The following is a 25,316-nucleotide window of genomic DNA, read 5'->3' as shown; positions in this document are numbered from 1 at the left end:
AGAGAGCTTCAGGCGAGGGTGGTTAGCTGCTCGTCGAGCAGACGCACCGCTTCAGAAGTTTTCCACGGGGCGACTGCGGCTCGAAACTCGCGGATGCGGTCGGCCCCGGTGGCGTATCCGGCCTGGTGGAGTTGGTCGGCTGCGTCTCCGACGATCCGGCACGCCTCGTCGAGGTTGCCGCTGTGCAGTTCGACCGTGGCGCGGTCGACGAGGAACACCGCTCGCTGCTTGACGGCCGTGCGCGGCAGGTTGCCCAAGGCAACTCCGAGGGACGTCCCCGCCTCGCTGAATCGGCCGGCTCGCATCGTGGCGTACCCGGCGAAGCCTTCGAGGCGGGTCGAGTCGTAGTAGTCGAACCAAGCCAGCTCCTTGGCGCCTCGCGAGTTCGTCAGAGCTTCCCTGGCTCGGTCGATCGCGGTCAGCGCAGCCTTGGGGTTCCCGGCGTTGGTCTGCATCTCCGACTCCACGGCGGCCAGCCACGAAGCGACCGGGCCATGCGGGCGGTTGGCGACGTGGCGGTTCGCGGCTTGCAGGTAGTCCAGAGCTGCGACGAATCCGTGCTCGCTGGCAGGGATGAACGCCGTGTGCGCAAGTGCGGAGGCGGCTTGCAGGTGGTCTCCAGCCTCGCGAGCGGCTTCGTGGGCGAGGTTGTAGTACCCGCGAGCGCCCATCGGGTTGTGTAGGTCGAAGAACGCGAGCCGTCCGGCGAGGGTCGCGACCCGTGCGCGATTCTCCAGCAAGCGGATCCGCTCGGCAGGCGCCGGCCCTTGCCGAAGGAGGTCGCTAGCCGTGGCGAGGTGCGCGACGACCGGCGTCATCAACGCTGTTGGTGCGGTGGAGTGATACAGGGCCTGATAGCGGTCGGCCAGTTGATCCAGGTCCGCGACAACTCCAGGGGTGGGCCTCCCTGAGCGGGTGGTCTCAGACTCCGTCGGCGAGAACGCGCCGACGACCGGCGTCAACCCCATGAGTTTGAGTAGTGCGCGGCGGTGCATGAGCTCGTCCTTCCAGACGTCGAACATCCTCGGCTGAAGGATCGCCCCGGCTTCGCCGAGTTGATCCAGCACCGAGGCAGCACCGCCGAGCGCGTTGACCAGCGAATCCTCGTCCGACGGGGGTCCGGTCGGACTCGTCCGCCTGACGGCGGCCGGGCCGAGTCGGAGATAGTCCGCATCGACCTCGAAAAGCTGGCACAGCAGGTCCCGGTAGCGGTTGCTGACGCCCTTCGCGCCGCGTTCCCACTTGGCGACCATGTCGGCGTTGATTCCGACGCGTTCACGGTGACGAACCCAGGCCAGGCGCGCGATCTGTTCCGCGAGTTCCTGCTGGGTCCAGCCGCGCTCTTCGCGCAGCTCACGGATCCTCGGACGCCCGGTCTCCGTGGTCACTGCTGGCCTCCCGGCTGGGTGCTGCCTCGTGAATCCGACATTTCCTGGAAGTGCTCGCGCTCGGTAGGCGGGACTAGCCGGCGGACTAGTTCGGGACTAGTTCCGGGATGGGCCAGCCCGGCCTACCGGACGGTTCCATTGAGTATGCGAGCGAACACGTACCGGCACGGCCAACAAGTTCACTCGCTGGCTAAAAAGCCGAGAGATCAACGCCCCTAGCACCAACCGAGAGGAGACCGAATGAACCAACACCACAGTGGATTGACCGAACAGCGGTGTCTGTGCGGTGCGGCTGCCGACCGCATCGGCACCTGCCGGAAGTGCTGGGCGCGTAGCCGCTGGCTCCGCCGACGGACTCATCGGTGACCAGCCCTACCGGGGACGGAGCCAACATCGAGCGTCCCAACCCGGGTCGCGACCGCGAGCATCGGGGGTCTTATCTGGACTGTGCCGATTTCGCAGAACAGGTGGTGGCGCTGAGCGGGAGAGTGAAACGTGTTAGCGGTTGGACCACAGGTAGGTATGCGCCACCCGACTACCCAGTGCAAGCAGAGGGTGCGGTCGTGCAAACGCGTAGCCCGGCTCCGTCTCACCCGACTCCACCTCGCGCGCCCTTGTCGTCCTCGGCCCCGTCGTCCGGGCCGGGCATGGGGCGCGGTCGGCGGCGCCGCCGGCGTTTCACTGCGCTGCTCGTCGCGGCCGTGGTTCCGGTGTACTCCCTGCCGTACCTGTATTTCGGTCTCGGGGCGCGGCAATGGGTAGCGCAGGTCAACCGTCATCCGTCGGAGGTCGCGTTCGATTGGGGCCGCTATCTCGGGTCAACGGCGATCGGCTCGCCACACCAGGGCCTCGCCGACGCAAGGGCGGAGGAGTGCTCCGGTTCGCGTCCGTCCGCCGACGCGCTTTACGGCGAGTTGGAGAAGGCTGCCGACGCGTCGGATGCGCAGGGTGGCTGGCACCTGACGGTCATCCCTGGCGATGCGGATGTGAATCGTGCCGGGCCGGTCACCGCGACGGCGGATGTTCCGGCCATGGTTCGCGTGACGTTGTGGAACGTGAAAGTCACTGATGCCCACACAGGTGTGCTGATCAGCCACGACGGACAGATTCGCGCGAAGCACCAGTGGGTCGTTCACCTACGTCGGACCTGGACCTACCCGGTGTGGCAGGTCTGCGGAATAACCACCGATCAGCCTCTACTCGGCCCCAGCAACTAGCGCACGAACCAGACCTCCCGCCGATCGATCGGCGGGTGCCGTCCATGGTGCCGTGTGCGCTGACGATGCCTTGCCGACCTCGATCGTCGGCTTCCACACGGACGGTCGCCGGGCGGCTGGCCGCGCGGTGATCCCGTAGCCGTGCGGACGTCAACCCAGTTCCGCAACCACCCACGAAAGGGATGCACGCATGACGCGAACGACCTCATCGCCCCACACAGCCGGCGCTCGCCGGATCAACCCGCCGACGATAGGAGGCCCCCGCTGAATCAACCTGAGAGCACCCCGGACCCCACCCCCGACGGAGGAGCCCGACGACACACCCCCTGCTTCCCCCGCATCCCCAGCCCCGCGACACCGGACCCCGAGGCTCCTGGCCCCGCCGAGATCCCGGCGGAAACCAACCCAGCAACCGACCGCAATGACGCCGTGACCAACGCCGTTAGCGCGGAACACCTCGATCACGCGGTGGACCGGATCGAGGCGGAGACGGCGCGGCTTGAGGCCCGTCTCAACGAGTTGTCCCGCCAGTACGCCGACCTTGTTGCCGCCGCTCGCGCGGCCCTGCTCGCCGAAGTGGACGGCGAGACCGACCCGCTCTGTTACATCCGCGACCAACTCCCGCCCGCGCCGGCCGGACACCGCCTCGCCGAAGTCGAGCCCGGCCGATGCCTTGTCTGCCCGGAACCGGCGTACGTCGTGATTGCCGACCCGGCCGGACAACAGGCGCGTGTGTGCGCCACGCACTGGCAGGAAGCACTCCTGCACTCCAACGGCCGGATCCGCGCGGTTGGACTCGCCGCAACCCCCGAGTCCGCCGGGTCCGACACCGAACCCCACGGCCGACCTCGCACGGACCCGGATCCGGACCTGGACTCGGGTCCGGACGACCCGATCGGAGGTGGGGACCGATGACCGGACGCCACCGCGACCGCCACGGGTACGGAGTGGGGCTCGGCATCATCAGTCTCGCTCTCGGCCCCGTCGGCATCCTGCTCGGACTTCTCCTCTACGCCTGCATCCGACTCAGCGGTCTCCTCGGCCGGCTCGCTTGGCGCTACCGATCCGAGCTCGCCCCGATCGCTACCGCCAGCGCCCTCGCGGCATGTGGCTGGTACCTGCACTACACCCACCCACGGTGGGCGGTCTGGATCGCAACCGCGGCCTGGACGATCACTCTGGTTCTGGCACTGGTGCCCTCGCGGTGGGCGCCGGTATGGCGATGGCTACCACGCCGTATCGAACGCCTCTACGCCGCGCTGTGCGTGGCGCTGGCCGGATCTTGGCTCTCGGCCGTTATCACAGTCGGACCCGGTACCGGACCGCTCCCGGGACTCGGGTTGCTATTCACGCTCGGGTGCGCGATCCCCTGGTGGGCGCACCGCCGGCGGCGCGCCCGGATCCAGGTGGAACGGATGCTCGCGGCGTGGCCACAGCTATCCGAACGGCTCGGGCTGGGCGGATCCTCGGTGCAGTCCGCGACCGTCGACCGGAACGGCCTACGGATCCGGCTCCGTCTGCGGCAAGGCCAGACCGCCCGGCAGACGATGGCCGCGACCGAGGGCCTCACGTCCGGGCTGGGCGCGCGGCCCGGGTCGGTGCGGGTCGAAGCCGATCCACAACGCGCAGACCGAGTCGTGGTGAGGGTTGTGGAGCACGATCCGCTCGCGCACCCGATTCGCTACCCGCTGCCTGGATCGTTGTCCATCCGACGGCCGATCCCGCTCGGAGTCACCGAGGACGGCGACCCGCTCACGGTGCTCTTGCGCGGCCGTAACGCGCTGATCGGTGGAGTCACCGGGGCGGGTAAGTCCGGAGTCCTAAACGTCCTCCTGGGCGGGCTCACAGCGTGCCCAGACGTGGTGCTGTGGGGCATCGACCTCAAGGGCGGCATGGAACTCATGCCGTGGATGCGCTGCCTGCAATGGCTCGCCGTCGAGCCGCAACAGGTCCTCAAGATGCTCACCGACGCCGTGGTCGAACTGGACCGGCGTACGGCGCTGATGACCGCACGCGGACAACGCCTGTGGGAGCCCAGCCCGGACCATCCGGCGCTGCTGATCGTGGTTGATGAGTGGGCCGAACTCCCGCCGGCCGCAGCGTCCCTGGTCGACTCGATCGCTCGGCGTGGCCGGTCGGTCTGCGTGAACCTCCTCGCCGCGACCCAGCGACCGACCCAGCGGGCCATGCAAGGCGACGCCGTCCGGTCCCAAATGGACGTCCGAATCGGCCTACGGGTCCGCGAACCCCGCGACACCGACCTCATCCTCGGACAGGGCCACTACAGCGCCGGATGGCGCCTGGATGCTCTCGACGCCCCCGGCAAACTGCTCCTCTCCGACCCCGAACACCAGACCATGCGCATGGCGCGCGCCTACTGGATACCCGACGAAGCCGTGACGGCACTCGTTCGCGAACACACCCGCTACCGCCCACACGGAATACCGGAACGCGACGAACACACTCCATCGCAGCCGGACTCTTCCAGCGGTGGCAGCCCCTTTACGGGCCATACGGAGGTTTCTTCGCCCCCGCGTCGCACTAGTCCGGAGAATCAGCGATCGGCCGGCGAATCCAACATCCTCGATGCGCTCTCGGCCGCACCCGCCGAAGGCTTATCGATCGGGGAACTCGCTGAGGTAACCGGAATTCCTCGCCGAACTCTCTACCGGCACTTGCGAACACTTGAAGACCAAGGACAGGTCACCCAGCCTGAACGTGGCTACTGGGCGTTGCCCGATCGAGGGTGACTCACCGTCGCGACGCCATCGTGCCGTCGCGCCATCGTGCCACGTCCCGCACGCACGCCTGCGCGTACGGGGAGGCGTTCGGACTCTGGCACTGGCACAACGGCACGAGCACGCAGCGTCACTAACATTCAACCGAGACCCGGACGGGAGGATGCCTCACGACACACAATCCCGATGACCAATCCGACCCGGAAGAGGTGAATGCCGATAGGCCGGACGCGCCGGAAAAACCGGTGGTGATTCTCCAGCCCGGAGAATTCCGGCTCCCAGAAATCCTCCGGCACATTCGAGCCGGAAGAATTGTGCTCCTCGTACCCGCGCCCCGATCCGACCCGCCAGCCAACTCCTGACCGCCCGCAAATGACGAGAGGCTCGCCCGGCGCCATGCCGAGCGAGCCTCTCTATGCGTGGCCCTATTCCTGTGAGCGACCTTCTGAGCGGAAACAAAGTCCGTTGCCGAGATCAACGATGCGCTCGCGTCCGTCGCCATCGTCCAGACCGATCACGTCGTCGGCCGTTCCGAGAGCAACCACCCACTGCGCCTCGTGGCTAGTGAGGCTCAGCCCCCACGACGCCTTGACCGCGCGGACCATGCCGCGCCGCACGGCATCGTTACCGGCGTTCCACATCTGACCTACGGTCTGCCCGGTGGGTGCGTAGTCGTACCGGTCGGGCACCAGCGCGAACCCCTCCACGCGGGCCTTCATCGACCTGCGCTGAGCGACCAATTCGTCTAACTCGTCGTCGTCCTCGGTAGCCGACAGGCGCGCCTGTAGCTTCCGCAGGTCCGCGTGCAGCGCGTCAAGCTCATGCGCGTTCCCCGCCACCCGCTGAAACGCCAGGACCGGTGTGTCATCCTCCGCGAACCGATCAGCGATCACATCGACCACCGGTTGGGCGTCGATCCCCGGGAACGAACCACACGCCAGGCGCCGTTTCGCGTGACCGCCACACCGCAGCTTCGGAGTGCGTGGGTTACCTGCGGGAGTCAGTCCGGCATTCATGAAAATCTTCCCGCCGCACGCGGGGCAGTCCAGAATTCCGGAGATCCAGTTCGCCGGCCGCGCTACCGGTCGCCCACCCTTGTTCCCGCGACCGTCGGTCTTGTTCGCTGCGAGCACCTTGTTCGCGCGCCACCACAACGGCGAGCTGACCACCGGTGCTACCTCATGTGGCCACGTCTCGGTCACGCCGGCGTGGGTGTATGAGCACTCCTCGATGCCGGTGTGGTTTGCCTCGAACCGGATCACGTTCTTCACGCTCGCCGGATACAGGTCATACGCCCGTGCGACCGAAGCCAGCGACTCCCCGCCCGCTACCCGCTCGAAGATGTCCACGACGGCCATCGGGTCGGTGCACCACGCTTGCTTCGAGTACCGCTCGCCCCTGGTCTCCCAGAAAGCGGGCAGCGGACCGTGGTGCGCACGGTTGTCGCGGATCATCATGACGCCGCGATAGGTCGTGTTCTTGACCGTCTTCGACTTCTCCGCGTTCGCGTGCTGCGTAACGAGCGTCACGACGCGTCCGGCGAAGTCCGTGCGTCCGAACTGAGGCTCGCTGATCGCGCGAATGTCGCCACCGGCCGCCCGGATGGCAAGGAGGATCTCGGCCTGAGCATCTAAGTCCTCGCGACGGTCGAGACGACTCGACTCCGTGACGATCAAGACAGAGTAGTCGCCCCGGGCGATGTCGGCGATCGCCTCGCGTAACGCCGGCTCCTGCTCCCCGTGGCTGGCCGAGTAACCGTGAAGCCGGAACCACTTGACGATCGTTGCCCCACGCTCAGCTGCATCGGCGACGATAACCTTCTCCTGCGACGCAGCATCCTGGCTGCCCGTGCTGACCCGCACCATCGCTGCTTCGAGCGTCATGAGCTGGCCTCCCGGTGGAATTAGCGTGCGTGCACACTACCCGGAAGCTAATGGTCGTTGTCGACGTAGACGATCCGCGACGACGGCGTCACCGACTGCGCAACCTCGTGGACGTTCGGGTAGGTCGGCAAGCCGGTTCCGACGTCGAGGAATTGGTCGATGTCCGCCTCGGTGGCCAGAAACGTCACCGCTCGGCGGAGGAAGTCTCGGTTGGCCAGCGCACCGATCTCGCTGCCCGGGTTCGCGCGCATGGCATCGGCGACCCGGCGGTCGGCGGCAAAGTTGTCCTTACCGCCGAGGAGCGCGTCGTAGACCCGGGCCGGATGCGGGAGGCCGGTGTCGAGCTCGGAGGGCGTCCGGTTGTCGATGTTCGCGTCCACGGACGCAGAGTAGCGGACCGTCCGTCCAGGACGATCCCTCCCGCTCCCGCTCGGTTTCGAGCCGGGCGAGGGCGGCGTTGAACGCTGATGACCTCGAACCCGATCCGGGCGTAGTGCGTTGAAGAGGTAGCGGCCACACGATGGCGGATTCGTGCACCAGTGCTGTGACCGGAGGAATCGCTATGCCTACTCGACGAAAACTCGCAGGCGGTAGTCCGGTCACCGAGGTGGTCTTTGGTCTCGTGCAACTCGGCGCTGTCGTCACGCTCGGTGCGGGGATCGCTTTCGGGCTCGCCTATGCGGCCGGTGGTCGGCACGTCTCACCCGTGGCCCTCGTCGCCGGTGCCGCCGGTGCGGGCGTCCTCGCGGTAGCCACCCTCGCGGTGGCTGTTTTCCTGGTCGCGTCGACGGCGACCGTCGTCGGCGCCATTCGGACAGCAGGTCGGCGGCGTCTGGGCGCACTGGCGGTGCTGCTGCTGTTGACCGCGCTCTTGGTGGGATTGGCCTGGTTCCTGTTCGCCCAGGATCTGACCCGAGCCGACCAGCGGTCGAGCGTGATCGGACTGTTCGTCAGTATTGCTTCGGTGCTCGTGGGAGTCGCCTCGCTACTGCAGTCGATGTACGTCTCGGGCCAGATCTGCCGATCCGCCTCGTCCGGCGTCCGTGTGTTCGCGGGGCGGGAGAACGATGCTTGTCTTCCACCGGCCGCCGGGCAGGTGGCGCGACCGACTGCGCGCCTACGAACTGCAGATCGGCGGCGTCGTCGTCGGTGAACTCAGGCGCGGACCGGAAATCGAGATTCCGGTCGCGGCCGGTCGGCACGTGGTGCAGGCCGTGCTCGACTGGTCCGGGAGCATTGCGCTTCCGGTGGAGGTGCCTCCGGGAGCCGCCGGACGGGTCCGCGTCGCTCCGAACGGCAATTCGTTCATGGCGTGGCAGATGCTCAGCCGCGACGGATACCTCGAGATCAGCCTCGGCTGACCCCCGTCAGGCGTGCGAGCGCATCGGCGAGTGGAGGGCCCGCCGGACGGCGGGCCCTCCACTCTGCCGGCCTGCGATCAGGTACCGGTCTCGGCTCGCTGATCCGCGTCCTCATCGGACGAGTTGAGCTGCGAAGACCAGGCCGTCACGTATTCGCGCCAGTTCTCGCCGCCGGCACCGGCCACCGACCGCACCTCGCGTGCGGTCCAGCGGTAGTCGGGATCGGTGGTGTGCGCGATCATCGCCGCGACCCGCTCCTCGCCGGTCCGGAGCGGAACGATCCGGTGCGTGCCGGTGTCGTCTGCCACGGACTGCTTGGTGGCTTCACCGTCGCGCTGCTCGCCGCGCGTGCCGCGCCGGGAGCCACCGGACCGGTTGCCGGACAGGGCCGCACTGGTGAGCCGCTCGGCGGTCCGCTCGGCGGCCTCGCGAGCGGCGACCAGGTCGTCCTCGAGTTGCTTGGACCGTAGCTGGGCCGCCTCGCGCAGCGCGGACTCACGGGTCAGGATCGCCCGCAGTTGCTCGATCTCGGTGGTGAACTGGGCGCGCGCGTTGGCGGTCGCGGCGTTGAGTTCGACCACGCCCCGCTCCAGCTCGGAGGTCAGGTCGACGACCTGAGCCTCGGCCGCCTCGCGGGCGCTCCGCTCGGCCCCGACCCGCACGTCGGCGGCCTCGGCGGCCAGGCGCAGCGCCTCCGAGTGGGCCTCATCGGCCTGGAGCCGCTCGGAACGGACCCGGTACACCTCGCCCTCGCGGACGGCGAGCATGACGGCTGCGCGCTTCCGGCTGATCACCAGCCGCTTGCCGAGGCCTTGCTCGGTCCGGAGGGCGGCGACCGCCTGGGCGCGTTCCCACGGCAGGGCCGTGTCCGGGTAGAGCTGCCGGGCCCGCTCCAGCGCGACCTCGGGCTGGTCGATGCCCTCGTACGAGGCGACCAGGACCGCGCGCTTCACGAGGCTGCGGAAGCGGCGACGGAAGCGCATGGGGAAGCCGGGCTCCGGAGGGGCGAGCAGTCCCCGTGCGCGCAGCGCCTCCCGGCTGCCCTGGAAGATCTTCAGTTGCCAGAGGCCGACAGTGATCAACGACGCGGGGCCGTAGACCAGGGCCGAGCCCGGGTGGTCGCTGGCGAGCGCGTGCGCGATCTGGGTGGCGACGCTGATGAAGGTCAGCGTCCAGATCGCGGCCCACAGTGCTGCCGTGGGGTCACGGGCGAGACGAGCGCGGTAGGCGTGCCTGACCAGGAAGACGATGACGCATTCGAAGAGGCCGAAGAGCAGGTAGCCCTCGGGCCCGGCGATGCCGAGCCAGTCGTGGGCCACCGAGACCCATCCTTGCGCCACCCAGAACGAGGCGATCAAGGACAGTCCGACCAGGATGATGCTGCCGAAGCGGTCAGGCGGCGCAGATGAGTTTTGCGACGGGTGAGCATTCACGATGCTGATGGCTCCGTCTGTTTAAGAAGTGATCAGATCCCCGATGGCCCAGGAGTGTAGGCCCCCGGGGCGGCTGCTACCTACTGGGCTGCGTGATGCACCGAATATGCCCTGTGTCCACTATGGCTGGTGTGCGCCCGGCGCCCTGATTTGCGCTTGAGCTGGGACTTCGCGCTTCGAGCGCCCGCGGGCCTACGCCCGCCCACGCCCCGGCCGACCGTGCGGAAGAAGGTCATGCCGGGAGGAGGCCGTGCCGGTGCGCCACCGTCGTCGCCTCGGTGCGGCTGCCGGCGCCGAGCTTCGCGAGGATGTTCGAGACGTGCACGCTCGCGGTCTTCGGGCTGATGTAGAGCGTCCCGGCGATCTGGCCGTTGGACCGGCCTTCGGCCACCAACGCCAGCACCTCTCGCTCCCGGTCGGTCAGCTTGAACGCGTTCTCGGCGTCCGGGCCCGGGACGTCGGGCCGCGCCAGCCGGAGCCGCGCCCGCCGGACCAGTGCCCGGACGTCCTGGGCCGTGGCCGCGGCGAGATCGTCGGCGTAGGCGAGGCACTCCTCGGCGTCGGCCGCGGCACCGGTGTCGAGCGCGGTGGCAGCCCGCGCTTCGGCCAGCCGGAACAGGCAGTAGCACAGCGGGAACAGCTCCGACGCCTCTCGGCACGCGGTCACCGCCGCCAGCCACGCGCCCACCTCGCCGCGCCCGTCCCGGCGGGCGAACTCGGCCCGCGCCATCGCCGCGTTCGCGGCTGCCGATGGTGTGGTGGCCGGGAGCGTGTCGATCAGTTTCCGCAGGGCGTCGAGGTCACCGTCGGCACCTACCGCGGCCGGCCGGGCGTCGGCCTGGATCCGGGCACCCAGCCAGGCGAGCGGCCAGCAGTACCGGACCGCCATCGGGACGATCGGCGGTCGCATCGCCGGGCGGATGCGGTTCCAGGCCACCTCGAGGTGGCCCGCGGAGCGGGCCACCTCGCCGTCGAGGTAGGCGAGCGGGACGGTGTACTGGGGCTCGGAGCTGTCGGCGAGGTAGCGGGCGACCACCTCGCGGTCGGTCTCGGCCGCGTCGGTGTCGCCCTGCCAGAGCGACAGTTCGGCGCGCAGCAGCAACAGCGAGGCCGCGAAGAGGCTGGCCGGGTCGTCGGCGAGGGCCTCGGTGATCAGGTCCTGCGCCTCGCGCCATTGACCGAGCCGTAGCAGCGGTTCGACGAGGTTGCTGGTCAGCATCGCGCCCCAGGAGCGGGCCCAGCCGACCCGGCCGGTGAGGTTGATGCCGTCGCGGGCGGTCCGTGCTGCCTCCGCGTGCCGGCCGGCCATCTCCAGCACGTCGGCGAGGTTGATGTAGGCGCGCAGCGCCGTGCTGTCGAGTTGGTGCCGGCGGGCCAGGTCCAAGCCGTGGCGCAGCGAGGCCAGCCCGGCCGGGAGGTCACCCAGGTACGCGGAGAGCGAGCCGAGGGTGATCAGCGCTTCGGCCTCGTAGTCGGTTGCGCCGGCCTCCGCGGCGGCGTTGACGGCGCGACGTGCGGTTCCGATCGCCTGCTCGTCGGCCTCTCCGCGGCGGATCGCGCCCGCGAGTTCGGTCAGCACCGCCGCATGCGTGACGGTCACCGGCTGTTCCGGCAACAGCGCCAGGGCCTCACGAAGCTGTTCGATGACCTCCTGCCCGCGGCCGAGGCCGGCGAGCACGTGGGCGCGCCGCTCGACGACCCGCGCTCGGCGTACCGGGTCGGCGACGGCGACGGGATCGGCGAGTACCTCGTCTGCCAGCGCCAGGCCCCGCTGGGGCTCGCCGGCGTTGAAGGCCGCGTCGATCGCGGCGAGGTTGACGTCGGTCCAGTCGAGTCCCGCGCGCTCGGCGGCGTCGTCGACCCGGGGCCAGACCTCCAGTGCGCGCTCGAAATGCGCCAGCGCCTCGGCCGGGGTGGCCGCGTGCTGACCGGCGAGGACGGAGGCCGACAGCGCCCGCGGGAGATCGAGTGCCACGTACCAGTGATGGGCCAGCGTCGCGGCGATGTTTCCGCTGTCCTCGCCGAGCAGCGTGGCGTCCCGGCTCAGGGCCTCGCCGTAGGCGGCGTGCAGTCGCACCCGCTCGCCCGGCAGCATGTCGTCGTAGAGCGCGTCGCGGGTGAGCTCGTGGCGGAACTCGTAGCCGTGGCCGCTCGGATCGATCACCAGCAGGTGATGCTCGACCGCCTCGCGCAGCGCCCGGTGCAGGTCGGCCGAGCCGGTGTCGGCGACGGCGGCCAGCAGGCGTTCGGAGATTCGGGGACCGGCCGCCGCGGCGGTCCGCAGGACGGACTGCGCGGCCTCGGAGACGGTTTCGGTACGCGCCAGCAGGACGTCGCGCAGGGACGGTGGAAGCGCGGACGGGTCGGCGCCGCCCTCGACGGCCGCCAGGATCTCCTCGACCAGGAACGCGTTGCCCTGCGACCGTTCGAAGACGACGTCGAGGAACGCGGCGTTCGAGCGCCTCCCACGGATCGCGCGGAGCTGTTCGTCGACCTCACGGCGGCTGAACCGGCCGAGTTCGAGGCGTTCGATCGTCCGCATCCGCTCCCAGCCGGTGACGAGCGGGCGCAGCGGATGGCGTCGGTGCAGCTCGTCCGAGCGGTAGGTCATCAGCAGCAGGACGCCGAGTTCCTGCAGTGTCTGGGCCAGGAACGCCACCAGGTCGCGGGTGGACCGGTCGGCCCAGTGCAGGTCTTCGACGATCAGCAGGAGCGGCCGGCCGGCCGCGATCCGGGTGATCACGCTGAGGACGTGTTCGAGGAGCTGGCTGGTCGGACCCTCCGGCGTCGTGGCGGAGGCCGGCCCCAGCTCCGGAAGCAGCCGGGCGAGCTCGCGGCGGGCCGGGCCGAGCAGGCGGTCGAGCTCGTCGGGGGCCGTCGAGCGCGACAACGTGCGCAGGACGTCCACCAATGGAGCCAGTGGCAGGGCGGCCCCGCCCAGGTCGACGCAGCGCCCGCGCAGCACCCGGACGCCGGCGTCGGACGCCTCTCCCGCGATCTCGGCGACGAGGCGGGACTTGCCGACGCCGGCCTCACCGGAGAGGACCGCCACCGCGGGCTGTCCGGCGGTCACCCGTTCGAGGAGTGCCCGTAGCCGCGCCAGTTCCCGGCGACGGCCCACGAGTACCGAGCTCACCAGCCCTCGCTCCATCACTCCAGGTTGGACGCTCGGTGGCCGGTTCGGGTACCGGCCTAACGACTGATGGTCTCCGCGGCGCCGGAGCCGGCCTGCACGGCGGGCGAGCGCGCGCAACCGGTTCCGGTGTCGCGTTCGCGACTGCCGCAGACGCCCGGCCGTGGCGTCGAGAACGCGTCTGACCTGGGGTTTCGGCGGATCTAAGGTACCGATAGGAAGGTCGCCCGATGCGCCGGGAAACGCCTTAGCCCGACTCTGAATCGCATGGAGATGCTCACACTCGTACGGACGAATCGGACGCTGCGGCGGCTGCTGGCCGCTCTGGCGGTTTCCCAGGTCGGCGACTGGCTGTACAACCTCGCGCTGCTCGCCTTCGTGTACGACCGCACCCATTCGGTCGGGTGGACGGCGGCCACGACAGCGGCGCGAGTGGTGCCGATCGTCGTGCTGACCCCGCTGGGCGGCGTGCTGGCCGACCGGTACGACCGGCGAGCGCTGATGATCGCGTCCGACGTCGTGCGAATGGCGACGATGCTGTTGCTGGCCTTCGTGGCGCTGGCCGGGTTGCCGGTGGTGCTGGCGCCCCTGCTGGCGGCGATGTCGACGGTGGCGTCCACGGTGTATCCGCCGGCCGTGGCGGCGTCCCTGCCCACGATCGTGGACGACGCCGAGCTGGCCGGGGCCGGCGCCGCGCGGAGCGCGATCACGTCAGCATCGATCCTGGTCGGTCCGGCCGGTGGGGCGGTGTTGTTGCTCTTCGGGTCGCCGGTGGTCGCGTTCGTGATCAACGCCGGGACGTTCGGGCTGTCGGCGTTGTTGCTGCTGGGGCTGCCGGCGATGCGGGCGGCCGGGTCGGAGAGCTCGGGGCTCTTCGACGATCTGTCCGCGGGGTTCACGGCGTTGCGGGCCAACCGGGCCGCGGTGTGGCTGATCGGTGCCGACGTGATGTGCAGCCTGCTCTACGGGGCCCAGACCGTGTTGTTCCTGCTGCTCGGGCAGCAGCTCGGGAGGGGCGATTCCGGGTACGGGGTGCTGCTGGGCGCCGTCGGGGTCGGTGGGTTGATCGGCGCGGCGGTGACTGCGCGGCTGGGCGTCGCCCGGCAGACCCGGGGGGCGATCGCGATGGTGCTCCTGTTGGTGGCGGTGGCCACGGCGGGTCTGGCGGTGGCGCCGGGGTTGGCGGTCGCGGTCGTCCTGGCGGCGCTGGTCGGCTGCGGCTCGATGGTGGTGGAGATCGTGGTGGACACGGTCCTGGCCCGGACGCTGGACGAAGCGGTGCTGGCCCGGGCGTACGGGTTCTCGTATCCGGCGGCGATCGCCGGGATCGTGATCGGTTCGCTGGTGGCCGCGCCGCTGGCCGGGGCGCTCGGGACCGCGGGGGCGATGGTGGCTCTGGCGGTGCTGACGGGGGGGTATGCGCTGGTACTCGGCGTCGCGGCCCGGCGTCCGGCGGCGGCCGGATACGTCCACGCCGGGCCGGCGATCGGCCGTGCGGTGGTGCGGCCGGTCGGTGGGCCGGCGTCCGAGTGGTCCGGCGCGTGGCGTGCGCCGGCACCGCGTCCCGCGACGGGGCCCGCGAAAGGTCCCGCGCACGGACCCGGCCGGGCGGTGGGGCGGGCCTCGGTCCAGCCGATGGCGCCCGGTACGTCGCCCACTTGTGCGGCGGGCTAGTCGATCGACCTGGCTCAAAAGAAGAGAGATCGCTCCCTTTGGGGTCCGCCTAGCCGTTGATGGTCGCCATCAGTGCTGCGGTGAAGGGGGCAGGATCCAGGTCGCCGCGGATGGCCAGCTGCTGGTTGTAGCTCATGCAGAGGCCCACGAACGCTTCGGCGATCTGCTCGGCCTGAGGGCGCCTGGCGTCGGGGACCAGTTCGGCGATGGCGGCGCGCATGGCCGCGAGCTGCCGCCGCACCACGGCTGCCAGCGGCGGCGATACCGCGGCCTCGGCGTAGATCTGGGCCACCAGCTGGGCGTGACCGGTATCGCGCGCTCGGGCTCGCACGTGTTCGAGGAATCCCGCGACGGCCTCGCGCGTGAGTGCCCGCGGCAAGACTTCGGTGCCCTGCTCGCAGACGGCGATGACGATCTGTTCCTTGCTGGCGAAGTACCGGTAGATGGCCCCGTTGGAGAGTCCGGACTCGGTGATGATGTCGGCCATCGACGTGTGGGCGAAGCCGTGGCTGGCGAACCGGGCGCGGGCGGCGTCCACGATCTGCTGGCGCCGAGCTTCGAGATGAGCCTGGCTGACCTTCGGCATAAAAGAGTGACTCCTCTTTTTGCTGTTACTGTCAGGAGCGTACCGCTCCGCCCCGGGCTCCCAGGAGTTGCCTTGCGCTACCAGACCTTCGGCCGTCTGACCGGACTTCGCGTCTCGGAGTACGTGCTGGGAACGGCGAACTTCAGCACGACGGGCGTCGGTGCCGGCCCGGACGCCGCACGGCGGATCTTCGAGGCCTTCGTCGCCGCCGGCGGCACGACCTTCGACACGTCCAACATCTATCAAGATGGCCAGGCAGAGACCGTTCTCGGCGAGTTGCTCGGGCGTCAACGGGACGACTTCGTGGTCATCACCAAGTACAGCGGGACGAGGCAGGCGCAGCCACGCCCCGGCACGACCGGTAACGGCCGCAAGATCATGGTTCGATCCCTCGAGGCGAGTCTGCGCCGCCTCGACACCGACTACGTCGACGTCTTCATGCCGCACTTCCCGGACGGCATGACGCCCATCGAAGAGATCCTCGCCGGGTTCGACGACCTGATCCGCTCCGGCAAGATCCTGCACGGCGGCCTGTCCAACTTCCCGGCCTGGCGGGTCGCCGGTGCGGTCGTCCGGGCCGACCTGCGCGGACTGGCCCCACTGGTCGGCGTGCAGACGGAGTACAGCCTGGCCGAGCGATCCGCCGAGCGGGAAATGCTGCCGATGGCGCAGGCTCACGGTCTGGGAGCGGTGACGTACTCCCCGCTGGCCGGGGGACTGCTCACGGGCAAGTACCGGCGGGGTGAACAAGGCCGCCTGAGTGCCCGAGGCGACGCGATCGAGGGCACCACGCAGCGCGCCTCGGTCGTCGATGCCGTATTGGCCGTCGCCGACGAGGTCGGCGCCAGCGCGGCGCAGGTTTCCCTGGCCTGGCTGCGGCGCAGGGCGGCGCTGGCACCCACGGCCCTCGTCCCGATCGTCGGCCCGCGCACGCCGGCCCAACTCGAGGAATACCTGGGATCCCGGCACGTCGAACTCGGCGACCAGCACTACCGGCAACTGGACGAGATCAGCGCGGTCCGATTGGGAACCCCGCACGAGGACGTCGCCGCCGCCCTCGGCCACGGCGCCGACGGGGACCGCACACTGCTGAAACCTCCTCCCGTTCCGGTCGTCTGAGTGCTCCCCCGCGGGGACGTTCGGTCAGCTTCCGGCCAGTGACGAGCGCCGTTCCGACGCCATCACGAGGCTGTAGACCTCGCCCCGCAGTTCCCCGAAGAGCGCGGTCTGCTTGGTGGTGACCTGGTCGCGGGGGCGTTCGAGGCCGATCGGGATGTCGGCGACGACCGTCGACGGACCCTGGGAGAGCACGACGACCCGATCGGAGAGGTAGACGGCCTCGTCGATGTCGTGGGTCACGAACAAGACGGTGGTGCCGGTCTCGGTCCAGATCGTCAGCAGCAGGTCCTCGAGCGACGTGCGGGTCTGGGCGTCGACGGAGGCGAACGGTTCGTCCATGATGAGCACTTCGGGGTGGACGACGAGGCCGCGGGCGATCGCGACGCGCTGCTGCATACCGCCGGAGAGCTGCCAGGGATGCAGGTCGGCGGCGTGTCCGAGCCCGACCATCTCCAGGGCCTGGGCGACGCGGGTCTTGATCTCCGCTCGGGGAACCTTGCGGTCCTTGAGCGGTAAGGCGACGTTCTTCGCGACGGTGAGCCAGGGAAACAGGGAGCGGCTGTAGTCCTGGAAGACGACCGCGACGCCGTCGCGGGGCTTGTCCAGCGGTGTGCCGCGGAAGGTCACCGACCCCCGCGACAGCGGTAGCAGACCCGCGATGCACATCATCAGCGTCGTCTTTCCGCAGCCGGACGGGCCGACGACCGAGACGAATTCGTTGGGTTTCACGTCGAAGGTGATGCTGCGGACGGCGGGGACGTCTCCGGCGCGGGAGCGGTAGGACTTGCCGAGGCCGGCGACCTCGAGGACGGCGGTGGTCATTGGGACTCTCCCCGGGCGACGTGGTGCCAGCGCAGTGCCGACCGCTCGAGGGCGGCGAACGCGGCGTTGGCGAGGATTCCGATCAGGGCGATGAGCAGGATCGCCGACCAGAGCTGCGGGAACCGGAACAGCCGCTGCTGCTGGGTGAGGTAGTAGCCGAGGCCGGAGGTGGCGGCGTAGAGCTCGGAGACGACCATGAGCACCATCGCGGTGCCGACGCTGACCCGCATGCCGGCGACGATCGCGGGGCTGGCGCCGGGCAGCAGCACGCTGAGGAAGTAGCGGCGCCGCGACAGCTGCATGCTGCGGGCGGTGAGGGTCATCGTGCCGTCGATGCCGCGGGCGCCGTCGTAGGCATTGATCAGTATCGGCCAGAGGCAGCCGAGCGCGATCAGGAACACGTTCATGCTGTTGGTGATGCCGAAGACGACGATCGCCAGCGGCAGCAGCGCGGTGACCGGCACGGACATGCCGAGCCGGATCAGCGGGTTGAAGAACGCACCGGCCGGACGCCAGACGCCGAGCAAAATGCCGCCGCAGATCCCGACCACGGACGCGATCGTGTACCCGGCGGCGATCCGCCCGATACTCGGCAGCACGTTCGTCCGGAATTCCTCGCTCAGGAAGAGGGTTCCCGGCGAGCCGGCGAACCACGTCGTGCCGAACGTCCGCAAGATGTCCGACACCGGCGGGACGAACAACGACTGGGCCACCGTCCGGGTGAGCAGTTCCCACACGAGGAGCACGACGGCGAGCAACCAGACCCACTGCAGTGGGCGCAGGACCCTCCTCATCGGGAGCCTCCCCGCTGGGCGTTCGCCCACGGCAGTAGCGCGCGTTCAGCGAACGTGAACGCGTAGTAGACGACGACGCCGAGCAGGCCGGTGAGCAGAATCCCGGCGTAGACGAAGTCGGGGCGCTGCGCCTGCTGGTACGTGGTGATCACGGTGCCGATGCCGGTCGTGGCGCCGAGCAGCTCGGTGGAGAGCACCACGATCAGCGCGATCGAACTGGCGACGCGGATGCCGGTCGCGATCGACGGTGCCGCGGACGGCAGCACGATGCGGGTGAGGAGCCGGAAGCGGTTCCAGCCCATGCTGCGACCCGCGGTGAGCATCTGCGGCTCGGCGTCGCGGACGCCGTACATCGCATTGAGCAGGATCGGCCAGAAGATCGCGTAGATCGCCAGCGCGAGCTTCATCTGGAATCCGAGGCCGAACATCAGGATCGCGACCGGAAGGAACGCTGTCGACGGGATCGACCGGCCGGCGTGCACGACGGTCGACGCGGGCCGGTAGAGCGTCGCGAAGTAGCCCATCAGCAGGCCGAGCGGAATGGCGACGACGCTCGCCAACGCCAGCGAGGCGAACCAGGCCCACAGGGTGTGGCCGGTCTGGGTCAGGAACTCGGGGTCGACGAGCAGCTCGCCGGCGCGGGCCAGCATGTCGGCGGGGTAGGGGAGCGAGTCGTCGGAGACCGCGCCGGTGCGGACGGCCAGATCCCAGACGACGAGCATGGTGACCGCCCCGGCGACGCTCAGCACCCAGTCGGGGACCGGGCGCCGCCGGCGCACCGTCGAGGGTGCGCCGGCGGACAGGGCGGGGGGTGCGGCTTCCGTGGTCGTCATGCCGCCTCCTCTCGCGGTGCCGGTCGGTTCAGGACCGGGCGAATTCAGGGACGAAGGCATCGAGCTCGGGCTTCTTCGGCAGGATCTTCTGCTCGACCATCTGGGCCGCCATGGTGTTCAGCGCGGCCAGGTCGATCGAGGGTGAGAACGCGTTCTGCGGCTGGGCCTCGAGCACGTCGGCGGGTACCTTCTGGCAGGCCGAGAGCAGCTCGAACGACTCGACGGTGTTCTCCGGTTTGCCCAGTGCGTCCATGGTTTCGACCATCGCGTCGTGGAAGCGTTTCGCGGTGTCGCCCTTGGCGACGAAGGCCTTGGACGCCACGTAGGTGGCGATGTAGACCGTGCCGGCCGACGCGAACGGGTCGGCGAGGCTGCGCACCTTGCCGTTGTTGTCGCCGAGCAGCGAGTATCCGAGCTGGGCGGCGTCGACCTTGCCGGAGAGCAGGGCCGGAACCTGGTCGGAGAACGGCAGCGCCACGAACCGGACGCTGGAGACGTCGACGCCGTTCTGCTTGAGCCAGGTCGACGTGACGATCTGGTTGAGACCGTTGAGCTCGTTGACCGCGATCGTCTTCCCGGCCAGGTCCTTCGCGGACTGCAGCGGGGAATTCGTACCGACGAAGACACCCTGCGCGGGCTTCGCCGGGGGCGTCGCGTTCGTGTTCGCGCCGGCGACCATCTCGATCGGGAACCCGGTGTTGTACGCGTTGATCGCCGAGTACCCGTTGACGTACCCCAGGTCGGCGGCGCCGGAGAGCACCGCGGCGACGGCGGCGGAGCCGCCGGTGGACTTGACCAGTTCCACCTTGAGGTCGTGCTTGGCGAAGACGCCCTTGGCCTCGGCCCAGGTGTTCCAGATCTCGCAGCCGAACGAGGTGACCTTGATCGTGGCGGGGCCGCCGCCGGCGGTGTCGGTGCCGCCGTCGCCGCATGCGGTCACCGCGAGGGTGAGGGCGGTGAGGGTGGCGGCGATTCTGAATCGTCTGTTCATCAGGGGAGCTCCGAATCGGGGTGTGGGGGTTACTGGCCCCAGTCGTGGCGGGGCAGGACTGCGTCAGCGATGCGGAAGTTGCCTTTGCTGTCGTCCGCGGTGCGTGACTCCTCGCGGCCGACGACGACGTGCTTGCCGAAGCCGGGGACGAGCGGGCGCCCGACGTCGCGCTTGAGCCAGAGCCGGAGCAGATGGCGGCGCCGCTCGGGTTCCGGGTGGTCGACGAACGACGTCCGGGAGTGCAGGGCCGCGTAGTTGAGCAGCCATTGGACGTCACCCGGCCGGAAGTCCATGTCGAGCGCGATGCCTGGTTCGTGGGTGATCGCGTCGAGGAGGTCCAGGGCTTCGTTCTGTGTCGCGGTCAGCCGCGGGAGGCCGTCGTGGCGTTGCGCGGAGCGGATCATCGACGTGCCCGCGTACATGCTGAACACGCCGCCGGTCCAGCTGACGATCGGCGAGGTGTAGTAGTCGGCCGGCGCGTCCGGGTCCTGCTTGCGCCAGTCGAAGTACCAGGGCTCGAGCAGCAACGCCGCCAGGTCCGGGCGCCGGGAGAGCACCTCGTTGAACAGCGTCGCGCCGCTGACCAGGCTGCTCGCGCCGCCCTCTTTGGCCGCCCGCAGGCACATCAGCGCGACGACGTCGGAGGAGTCGGAGTGGAAGTCGAGCCGGTCGCGCACGCGGGACGGCAGGGCGTCGGCCTCCTCGAGGGTCTTGTCCGAGGTGGCGATGACGTGGTCGAGTAGGTCGCCGAGCTCGTTCTGCCGCATCGGGACGCCCAGGTGCAGGCCCATCACGTAGAAGATCGCGCCGGCCAGGGCGTCGTCGTAGGTGTGGGTCGGCAGGCCCCGGACCAGGACGAATCCGCGGCCCCGGTCGAGCGACTCGCCGAACGCGGCGATCGCCTCCGCGCTGCGGGGCAGCGGATAGTCGGTGGCGGTGACCGTGCGCAGGTCAGGGTCGTCCTCGACGAATCGCTCGCCGACGGTACGGAGTTCGTCGACCTGCTCGGAGGTCAGTTCGACGATCCAGCCGTGGTCGGTCGAGAGGTCCGCGCCGCGCCAGGCGAACGGGCCGACGATCGGTTGCATGAGTGTGCCTCCAGGTGTGCGGGAACGGCTGGGCGCACGCCATCGGGCGGAGACACGAAGCCCCGGCACGCATGGCGTGGTCGGGGCATTGGGATTCGTCCGTCAGCTGACGACGGACAGACTTCGGCCCCGAGACTCCGGAGCCAGCTACCAGCGGCAGGTGGTTTTGCCGGCCGCGGTGCCGAGGCGCATCGAACGATGACGCGGCTCGGGCGCGAGACGGACCGAGCGCTCGAACACGGCAGAAGCGCCGCAGGCGGCGTTCTCCGTGGTCATGAGGGCTCCTCAGGTCCGACGCAAGTCGTTTCGGCGAATCTAGGGAACTACGGGCGTCGCGTCAATAGAGATGGCGTTTCTCATACTGAAACGAGATTCCGATCCGCTGGCGTCGGCAGGTGGTCGGGCGGGGAGCCGGCGTGGGCTGCGGAAGTCGTCCGGGCCGAGGCGGGGGCCTTGACCTCGACGCAGACCACGCGGCTGGGCCGATCTTCGAAGGCGCCCGAATGCGCGGCCAGCGCTTCGCGGCAGACCGCGCTCCCGCGTGCCGCTACGGCCTGCTCGAAGCTGTCGAACTCGATCAGGACGGTGCGCCCGGCGATTCCGGCGTCATGCGCGACGACCCGACTGCCAGACGGCGCCGGTCCTCCCAGGGGCTCGTCTCTGTGTCTGAGCGCGGGCACGCCGGGCCGCCATCTTCGATCGAAAGCCGCTCCGGCGGACCTGCCGGAAGTGGCCGTCCGGATCGGGCATCCGGCAGTCGAATGCCGAACCACCGTGGCCGCTCGGCCGGCCGCGGACGAGGCCGCGCCCGTTTCGCCCCTCGTTGCAGGTGCAGGCCGAGCGCCGGGAGCGCCCCGCGGCCGGGAGAGCAAGGTCGGAGTTGACGCTCGCAACTGCCGATGACAGTGCGCCAAAGTATCCAGTTTGCCCGCCCTGTAAATGTTGTGAATAATTGAGGGATGGGGTCGAACAACGTCGAATCGGATCTTGCGCGAGACGCTTTCATTGCTGCGCACGGCCGCTTTCAGCATGACCATCAACGGCTAGAAGCGGCTCGCATTTACGCATCGTTCGGCGAGACGCTTTGGTGGATATTCGCGTTGGACGAACACTACCGACACGGTAGGTCGGATCCGAAAGATTACGAGCAACACCGGAACGAGGATCCGCACGGACGCGTCGTTGCCGGTCTACGTCTGGCACGTAACCGAGTGGGCCATCAGTTGACGCAGATGCTCGAGCATCCCATGGAGCGCCTCGCTGAGGAGCAGCGTCTTTCGGATCCCTTCGCCCATTTCGCACAATTAGTCTTCCGGCCATTTGAACACCTCCCGGATCCTGATCGAGGTTTCGAACGGGAGAATCAGGTAAAGGCATACAAGACTTTCCTAGTGGGCAGGCCTGCTCGCTACGTGCTTCGAGACGCGAATTACTTCTTTGTTCGCCAACGAGACAAGATCGACGTTTTCCTGGGCGCCGGTTGATGTCACCGCGTCGAGACCCTGCCCGGCGCGGCCCATACGCGTACTCAACTGCCGTGATTAGAGAGTCGTGCCCTGTGGTTTCAGGAGGTTTCGAACGTTGGCAGCCCAAGGGTGGTCAGTAGTTTGAGGAAGTGGTCTTCGGCGAAGGTCGCGCCGCCGTCCAGCACCGCCTCCACAGCTTCAACGCTCGGGGTGTATCCCGCCTCGGTCGCCCAAGCGACGGCGTGTGGCGCGGCGATGGCGGCGGGTGGGGCCAGCTCGTAGAGCGGGCGACATGCTTCGTGGTAGCGGTCGGACCAGAATTCATCGAGGTCTGCGGGTAGGTCCTCATGCTCACCCACGTCCAGGCAATCGGTGTACGGCGAGCCGAGATAGTCGACCAGTCGCTCCAGCATCAGCCAGCCGCTCCATCGGCCGGCCTGCGGGCTGTAGCCGATGACCTGAGCGCCGTCGCTGTGGAGCACGATGCCGGCCAGTACCGGCCGGCCGGTCTGCGCCAGCAGCGACACCAGCAGATCGTCCTGGTCGTCGGCACCAGTCATCGGTGGCCGCCAGTCCGCTGGGGCGTGGTGGAGCTGAACCAACTGCCAACCTTCTGCGCCGACGCCGTGCCATACGCTGTGGCCAGCGAGGTGTCGTGCGCCATCCAATTCAGGAAGCGGCCGGACGCTGGCGGCTACAAGGAACGTACCGGAAAAGCCCACGGCCACGAGTATGGCTAACGGCCCCACTGTGGACACGTCGATGGGTCGGCCGACGAGCTGATTCCGTCCGGTAGGCAGGCTATCTATGCGCTCATCTGCCGCGTGGAGTGGTCCTTCAGGGCTGCTCGAAGGGCACCTTGTCCGTTGCCGGATCGACCACACGCTTTACGTGGACCGTGGAGAAGATGTCGACGGGGCGCTCGGAACAGATGGGCTGACGTTCGTCGTGACGTGGGCGTACTCGTCGCCGACGTCGTACCCCCACGCGATGTCAGATCTCATCAATACTCGGGGACGGAGTCCGCTCCGCGTGCCGGAAACCTGATGCCCGGGATGGACCGCCGTATCGAGCAGTACGGCGGGCACGCCACTGTCCCCGATGGCCTGGTCGTCCCTCACGCACGCGGTAGCTCCGGGCCAGCGGGAACGACGCACTCAACGGCGGTGGGGACGGCTGCTCCCGGCCATGCGTGACCGTCATCGGTGAAAGTTCGCCGCCTGATCGACTTTGACTAGCTGCGGTGTGCAGCTGGCGCGACGCGCTTCGCCGGAGGTGGCCCGGTCCGGCTGGGTCCGCCCGGGCAGCATTCGGATCGATGCCGCAGCGCAACGCCTGGCGCCACGACGGGTTCGCGTTCTTCGCCGAGCACCGGGTGTTGCGCTGGCTGCCCGAGCCACGGGTCGCCGCGAAGCTCGACGCCACCGATCGCGTCGCGCTCGAACGGCTGTGTGTGGAGCTGCCGGATCTCCTGCCCGTCCGTCCCGCCTGCCTGACCCGCGGCGACTTCTGGACGCAGAACATCCTGGCCACCGCCGACGGGACACCGGCCGTCATCGACCCGGCCGTCTCGTACATGTGGGCCGACGTCGACCTGGCGCACGTGTGGGCGACGCCGCGTCCTCCGGAGGCCGAGCGTTTCTTCGCCGTCTACGGCGAGCTGACCGGCGCGGAGTCCGGCTGGGTCGACCGTCTCGCCTACGTCCAGCTGCGTCAGCATCTCGCGTTGATGGCGATGTTCGACGACGACTGGGGGTCGACCGACGCGGTGCGCACGCTGGTCGCGCCATTCCGCCCGCGGTGAGCGCGCGCTGCCCGAGGACCTCACCGGCCGGTTCGCTCGGCCGGCTGCGGAGGCCGGCACCCGGTGTGGACGGGACCGGATGGCCACGGACGTGCCGTCAGGGCGTGGATCCGGGTGTGAGCGCCGGGATGTCCCAGTGCTCCACGATCCGGCGATCGACCAGTCGGAAGATGTCGACACCGAGGCCGGTCACCTTTCCGACGCGGACATGCTCGAGGAACCACACCAGATCGCCTTCGGCGACAGTGACGACCACCGTGAAGCTCGGTCTGAACTCATCCGGAAGGCCGCCGATTTCCTCCAGGGAGCGGCGGATGGCCTCAGGACCGTCAGGGATGTTCTCGTTGTGCTGGAGGTAGACCTCGCCCCAGTGATCAGCCACGACGGTGTGGTCGAACTCGATGAATCGGGCGAAGGCCGCCGACGCGACCTCGCGGTTGATCTCCGTCATAGCGGCTTCCCCGTGCCCCGTACCGTGAGTGCGCTGGTAGGCATCGCTGAACACTGACCTTCCGCTGACCGTGCTCGACGGCACGGCGGCGTGGAGCTGCCAGTGCTCCGCGACCTGGTCGCCGGCGAAGCGGAAGAATTCACACCAGGACTCACCGCTGAACTCGTCACCCGGATCCGTTGAAGCCTGCCAGTGCACGGCCACGAACTCCTCATCAGAGACGGTTCGCTTCACCGTTGCGACAACTCCGGGAAGGCGAGTCTGCAGCTCCAGGTAGAGCTGACGCGCTCCGGCCGGCCCATCGCTGAGCGGCTGGGAGGAGCGGTGATGGCGGGCCTCTGGAGAGAAGATCGTCTCGAGGACATCGCCGCTCTCGACGTGGAGGCGTCCGGCCGTCAGGGCGTCATAGATGCGCAGTACCGACTGACGTCGGCGTTCGGACTCGGGCATGAGCTGTGATTCTCCGGTCGTAATCAGAGGTGCGGCACGAGGCGCAGCTGAGCGAACCGGCGCACGGCGCGTCCTTGATGACATC

23 protein-coding genes and 1 pseudogene are annotated in these 25,316 nt (G+C 69.0%); 9 read left to right on the top strand and 15 right to left on the bottom strand.

The genetic code is table 11. The features are described from left to right. Positions 1-8: 8 nt before the first annotated feature. On the bottom strand, positions 9-1,388 hold the full coding sequence (locus ACIBZJ_RS11420; RefSeq protein ID WP_395928210.1) for a helix-turn-helix domain-containing protein: 1,380 nt from the start codon (positions 1,386-1,388) through the stop codon (positions 9-11). A 701-nt stretch (positions 1,389-2,089) separates the two neighbouring features. Between ACIBZJ_RS11420 and ACIBZJ_RS11415 the strand changes: the two genes are divergently transcribed. The 3 genes from ACIBZJ_RS11415 (at position 2,090) to ACIBZJ_RS11405 (ending at position 5,355) form a co-directional block, all read left to right on the top strand. After that, on the top strand, positions 2,090-2,605 hold the full coding sequence (locus ACIBZJ_RS11415; RefSeq protein ID WP_395928208.1) for a hypothetical protein: 516 nt from the start codon (positions 2,090-2,092) through the stop codon (positions 2,603-2,605). Between the two features lie 468 nt (positions 2,606-3,073). Beyond that, positions 3,074-3,520 carry a hypothetical protein gene (locus tag ACIBZJ_RS11410; RefSeq protein ID WP_395928206.1) on the top strand — a complete coding sequence of 149 codons (447 nt, stop codon included), beginning with the start codon at positions 3,074-3,076 and terminating at the stop codon, positions 3,518-3,520. 32 nt (positions 3,521-3,552) lie between these two features. Next, entirely contained in the window at positions 3,553-5,355 is a 1,803-nt protein-coding gene (locus ACIBZJ_RS11405; RefSeq protein ID WP_395928204.1) for an FtsK/SpoIIIE domain-containing protein, read from the top strand. Positions 5,356-5,768: 413 nt separating this feature from the next. Here the strand turns inward: ACIBZJ_RS11405 and ACIBZJ_RS11400 are convergent, their stop codons facing one another. Both ACIBZJ_RS11400 and ACIBZJ_RS11395 read right to left on the bottom strand, forming a co-directional pair. Beyond that, on the bottom strand, positions 5,769-7,226 hold the full coding sequence (locus ACIBZJ_RS11400; RefSeq protein WP_395928202.1) for a recombinase family protein: 1,458 nt from the start codon (positions 7,224-7,226) through the stop codon (positions 5,769-5,771). A 47-nt stretch (positions 7,227-7,273) separates the two neighbouring features. Then, positions 7,274-7,606, bottom strand: a complete 333-nt coding sequence (locus ACIBZJ_RS11395) for an SAM-dependent methyltransferase (protein WP_395928200.1) — start codon at positions 7,604-7,606, stop codon at positions 7,274-7,276. 182 nt (positions 7,607-7,788) lie between these two features. Between ACIBZJ_RS11395 and ACIBZJ_RS11390 the strand changes: the two genes are divergently transcribed. Then, positions 7,789-8,379: a hypothetical protein gene (locus ACIBZJ_RS11390; RefSeq protein WP_395928198.1), complete on the top strand. Its 591-nt coding sequence runs from the start codon at positions 7,789-7,791 to the stop codon at positions 8,377-8,379. A gap of 61 nt (positions 8,380-8,440) precedes the next feature. After that, a complete protein-coding gene (locus tag ACIBZJ_RS11385; RefSeq protein WP_395928196.1) occupies positions 8,441-8,587 on the top strand; it encodes a hypothetical protein in 147 nt (48 codons plus the stop codon). Positions 8,588-8,664: 77 nt separating this feature from the next. On the opposite strand, the gene ACIBZJ_RS11380 is transcribed toward ACIBZJ_RS11385, so the two are convergent. Together ACIBZJ_RS11380 and ACIBZJ_RS11375 are read right to left on the bottom strand one after the other, a co-directional pair. Next, entirely contained in the window at positions 8,665-9,906 is a 1,242-nt protein-coding gene (locus tag ACIBZJ_RS11380) for a hypothetical protein (RefSeq protein WP_395928194.1), read from the bottom strand. Between the two features lie 346 nt (positions 9,907-10,252). Next, positions 10,253-13,171, bottom strand: a complete 2,919-nt coding sequence (locus ACIBZJ_RS11375; RefSeq protein ID WP_395928192.1) for an AAA family ATPase — start codon at positions 13,169-13,171, stop codon at positions 10,253-10,255. Positions 13,172-13,420: 249 nt separating this feature from the next. Between ACIBZJ_RS11375 and ACIBZJ_RS11370 the strand changes: the two genes are divergently transcribed. Beyond that, positions 13,421-14,827: an MFS transporter gene (locus ACIBZJ_RS11370; protein ID WP_395928190.1), complete on the top strand. Its 1,407-nt coding sequence runs from the start codon at positions 13,421-13,423 to the stop codon at positions 14,825-14,827. 49 nt (positions 14,828-14,876) lie between these two features. Here ACIBZJ_RS11370 and ACIBZJ_RS11365 read toward each other — a convergent pair whose 3' ends face one another. Then, positions 14,877-15,413, bottom strand: coding sequence for a TetR/AcrR family transcriptional regulator (locus ACIBZJ_RS11365; protein WP_395928188.1), 537 nt, complete (start codon positions 15,411-15,413; stop codon positions 14,877-14,879). Positions 15,414-15,485: 72 nt separating this feature from the next. On the opposite strand from ACIBZJ_RS11365, the gene ACIBZJ_RS11360 reads away from it, so the two are divergent. Beyond that, positions 15,486-16,532: an aldo/keto reductase gene (locus ACIBZJ_RS11360; RefSeq protein WP_395928186.1), complete on the top strand. Its 1,047-nt coding sequence runs from the start codon at positions 15,486-15,488 to the stop codon at positions 16,530-16,532. 24 nt (positions 16,533-16,556) lie between these two features. On the opposite strand, the gene ACIBZJ_RS11355 is transcribed toward ACIBZJ_RS11360, so the two are convergent. The 7 genes and pseudogenes from ACIBZJ_RS11355 to ACIBZJ_RS11325 all read right to left on the bottom strand — a co-directional run. Further along, positions 16,557-17,354, bottom strand: coding sequence for an ABC transporter ATP-binding protein (locus ACIBZJ_RS11355; protein ID WP_395928184.1), 798 nt, complete (start codon positions 17,352-17,354; stop codon positions 16,557-16,559). Beyond that, on the bottom strand, positions 17,351-18,148 hold the full coding sequence (locus ACIBZJ_RS11350) for an ABC transporter permease (protein ID WP_395928182.1): 798 nt from the start codon (positions 18,146-18,148) through the stop codon (positions 17,351-17,353). Before ACIBZJ_RS11350 ends, ACIBZJ_RS11355 begins: the two co-directional genes overlap by 4 nt. Beyond that, the gene (locus ACIBZJ_RS11345) at positions 18,145-18,981 is read right to left on the bottom strand and encodes an ABC transporter permease (protein ID WP_395928180.1); all 837 of its coding nucleotides are present in this window, start codon (positions 18,979-18,981) and stop codon (positions 18,145-18,147) included. The genes ACIBZJ_RS11350 and ACIBZJ_RS11345 overlap by 4 nt, the downstream gene beginning before the upstream one ends. A 28-nt stretch (positions 18,982-19,009) precedes the next feature. Further along, positions 19,010-19,972, bottom strand: a complete 963-nt coding sequence (locus ACIBZJ_RS11340; RefSeq protein ID WP_395928178.1) for an ABC transporter substrate-binding protein — start codon at positions 19,970-19,972, stop codon at positions 19,010-19,012. A 29-nt stretch (positions 19,973-20,001) separates the two neighbouring features. Then, a complete protein-coding gene (locus ACIBZJ_RS11335; protein ID WP_395928176.1) occupies positions 20,002-21,060 on the bottom strand; it encodes a TauD/TfdA family dioxygenase in 1,059 nt (352 codons plus the stop codon). A 147-nt stretch (positions 21,061-21,207) separates the two neighbouring features. Next, on the bottom strand, positions 21,208-21,336 hold the full coding sequence (locus tag ACIBZJ_RS11330; RefSeq protein ID WP_281174610.1) for a hypothetical protein: 129 nt from the start codon (positions 21,334-21,336) through the stop codon (positions 21,208-21,210). Between the two features lie 191 nt (positions 21,337-21,527). Next, a pseudogene (locus tag ACIBZJ_RS11325) lies at positions 21,528-21,803 on the bottom strand (hypothetical protein); the annotation flags it as partial. Positions 21,804-22,019: 216 nt separating this feature from the next. Here ACIBZJ_RS11325 and ACIBZJ_RS11320 point away from each other — a divergent pair. Next, complete coding sequence (locus ACIBZJ_RS11320; RefSeq protein ID WP_395928174.1) at positions 22,020-22,544, top strand: hypothetical protein; 525 nt, start codon at positions 22,020-22,022, stop codon at positions 22,542-22,544. Positions 22,545-22,624: 80 nt separating this feature from the next. Here ACIBZJ_RS11320 and ACIBZJ_RS11315 read toward each other — a convergent pair whose 3' ends face one another. Beyond that, a complete protein-coding gene (locus tag ACIBZJ_RS11315; RefSeq protein WP_395928172.1) occupies positions 22,625-23,086 on the bottom strand; it encodes a hypothetical protein in 462 nt (153 codons plus the stop codon). A gap of 758 nt (positions 23,087-23,844) precedes the next feature. On the opposite strand from ACIBZJ_RS11315, the gene ACIBZJ_RS11310 reads away from it, so the two are divergent. Continuing rightward, positions 23,845-24,330, top strand: coding sequence for a fructosamine kinase family protein (locus ACIBZJ_RS11310; RefSeq protein WP_395928170.1), 486 nt, complete (start codon positions 23,845-23,847; stop codon positions 24,328-24,330). A 97-nt stretch (positions 24,331-24,427) separates the two neighbouring features. On the opposite strand, the gene ACIBZJ_RS11305 is transcribed toward ACIBZJ_RS11310, so the two are convergent. Then, a complete protein-coding gene (locus ACIBZJ_RS11305; RefSeq protein ID WP_395928168.1) occupies positions 24,428-25,231 on the bottom strand; it encodes a nuclear transport factor 2 family protein in 804 nt (267 codons plus the stop codon). Positions 25,232-25,316 lie beyond the last annotated feature (85 nt).

The sequence above is a fragment of the Cryptosporangium sp. NPDC051539 genome, from assembly GCF_044454545.1.
Taxonomy (GTDB): domain Bacteria; phylum Actinomycetota; class Actinomycetes; order Mycobacteriales; family Cryptosporangiaceae; genus Cryptosporangium.
The sequence above is the reverse complement of the archived record's forward strand: the minus strand, read 5'-3'. Positions and strand labels throughout refer to the sequence as shown.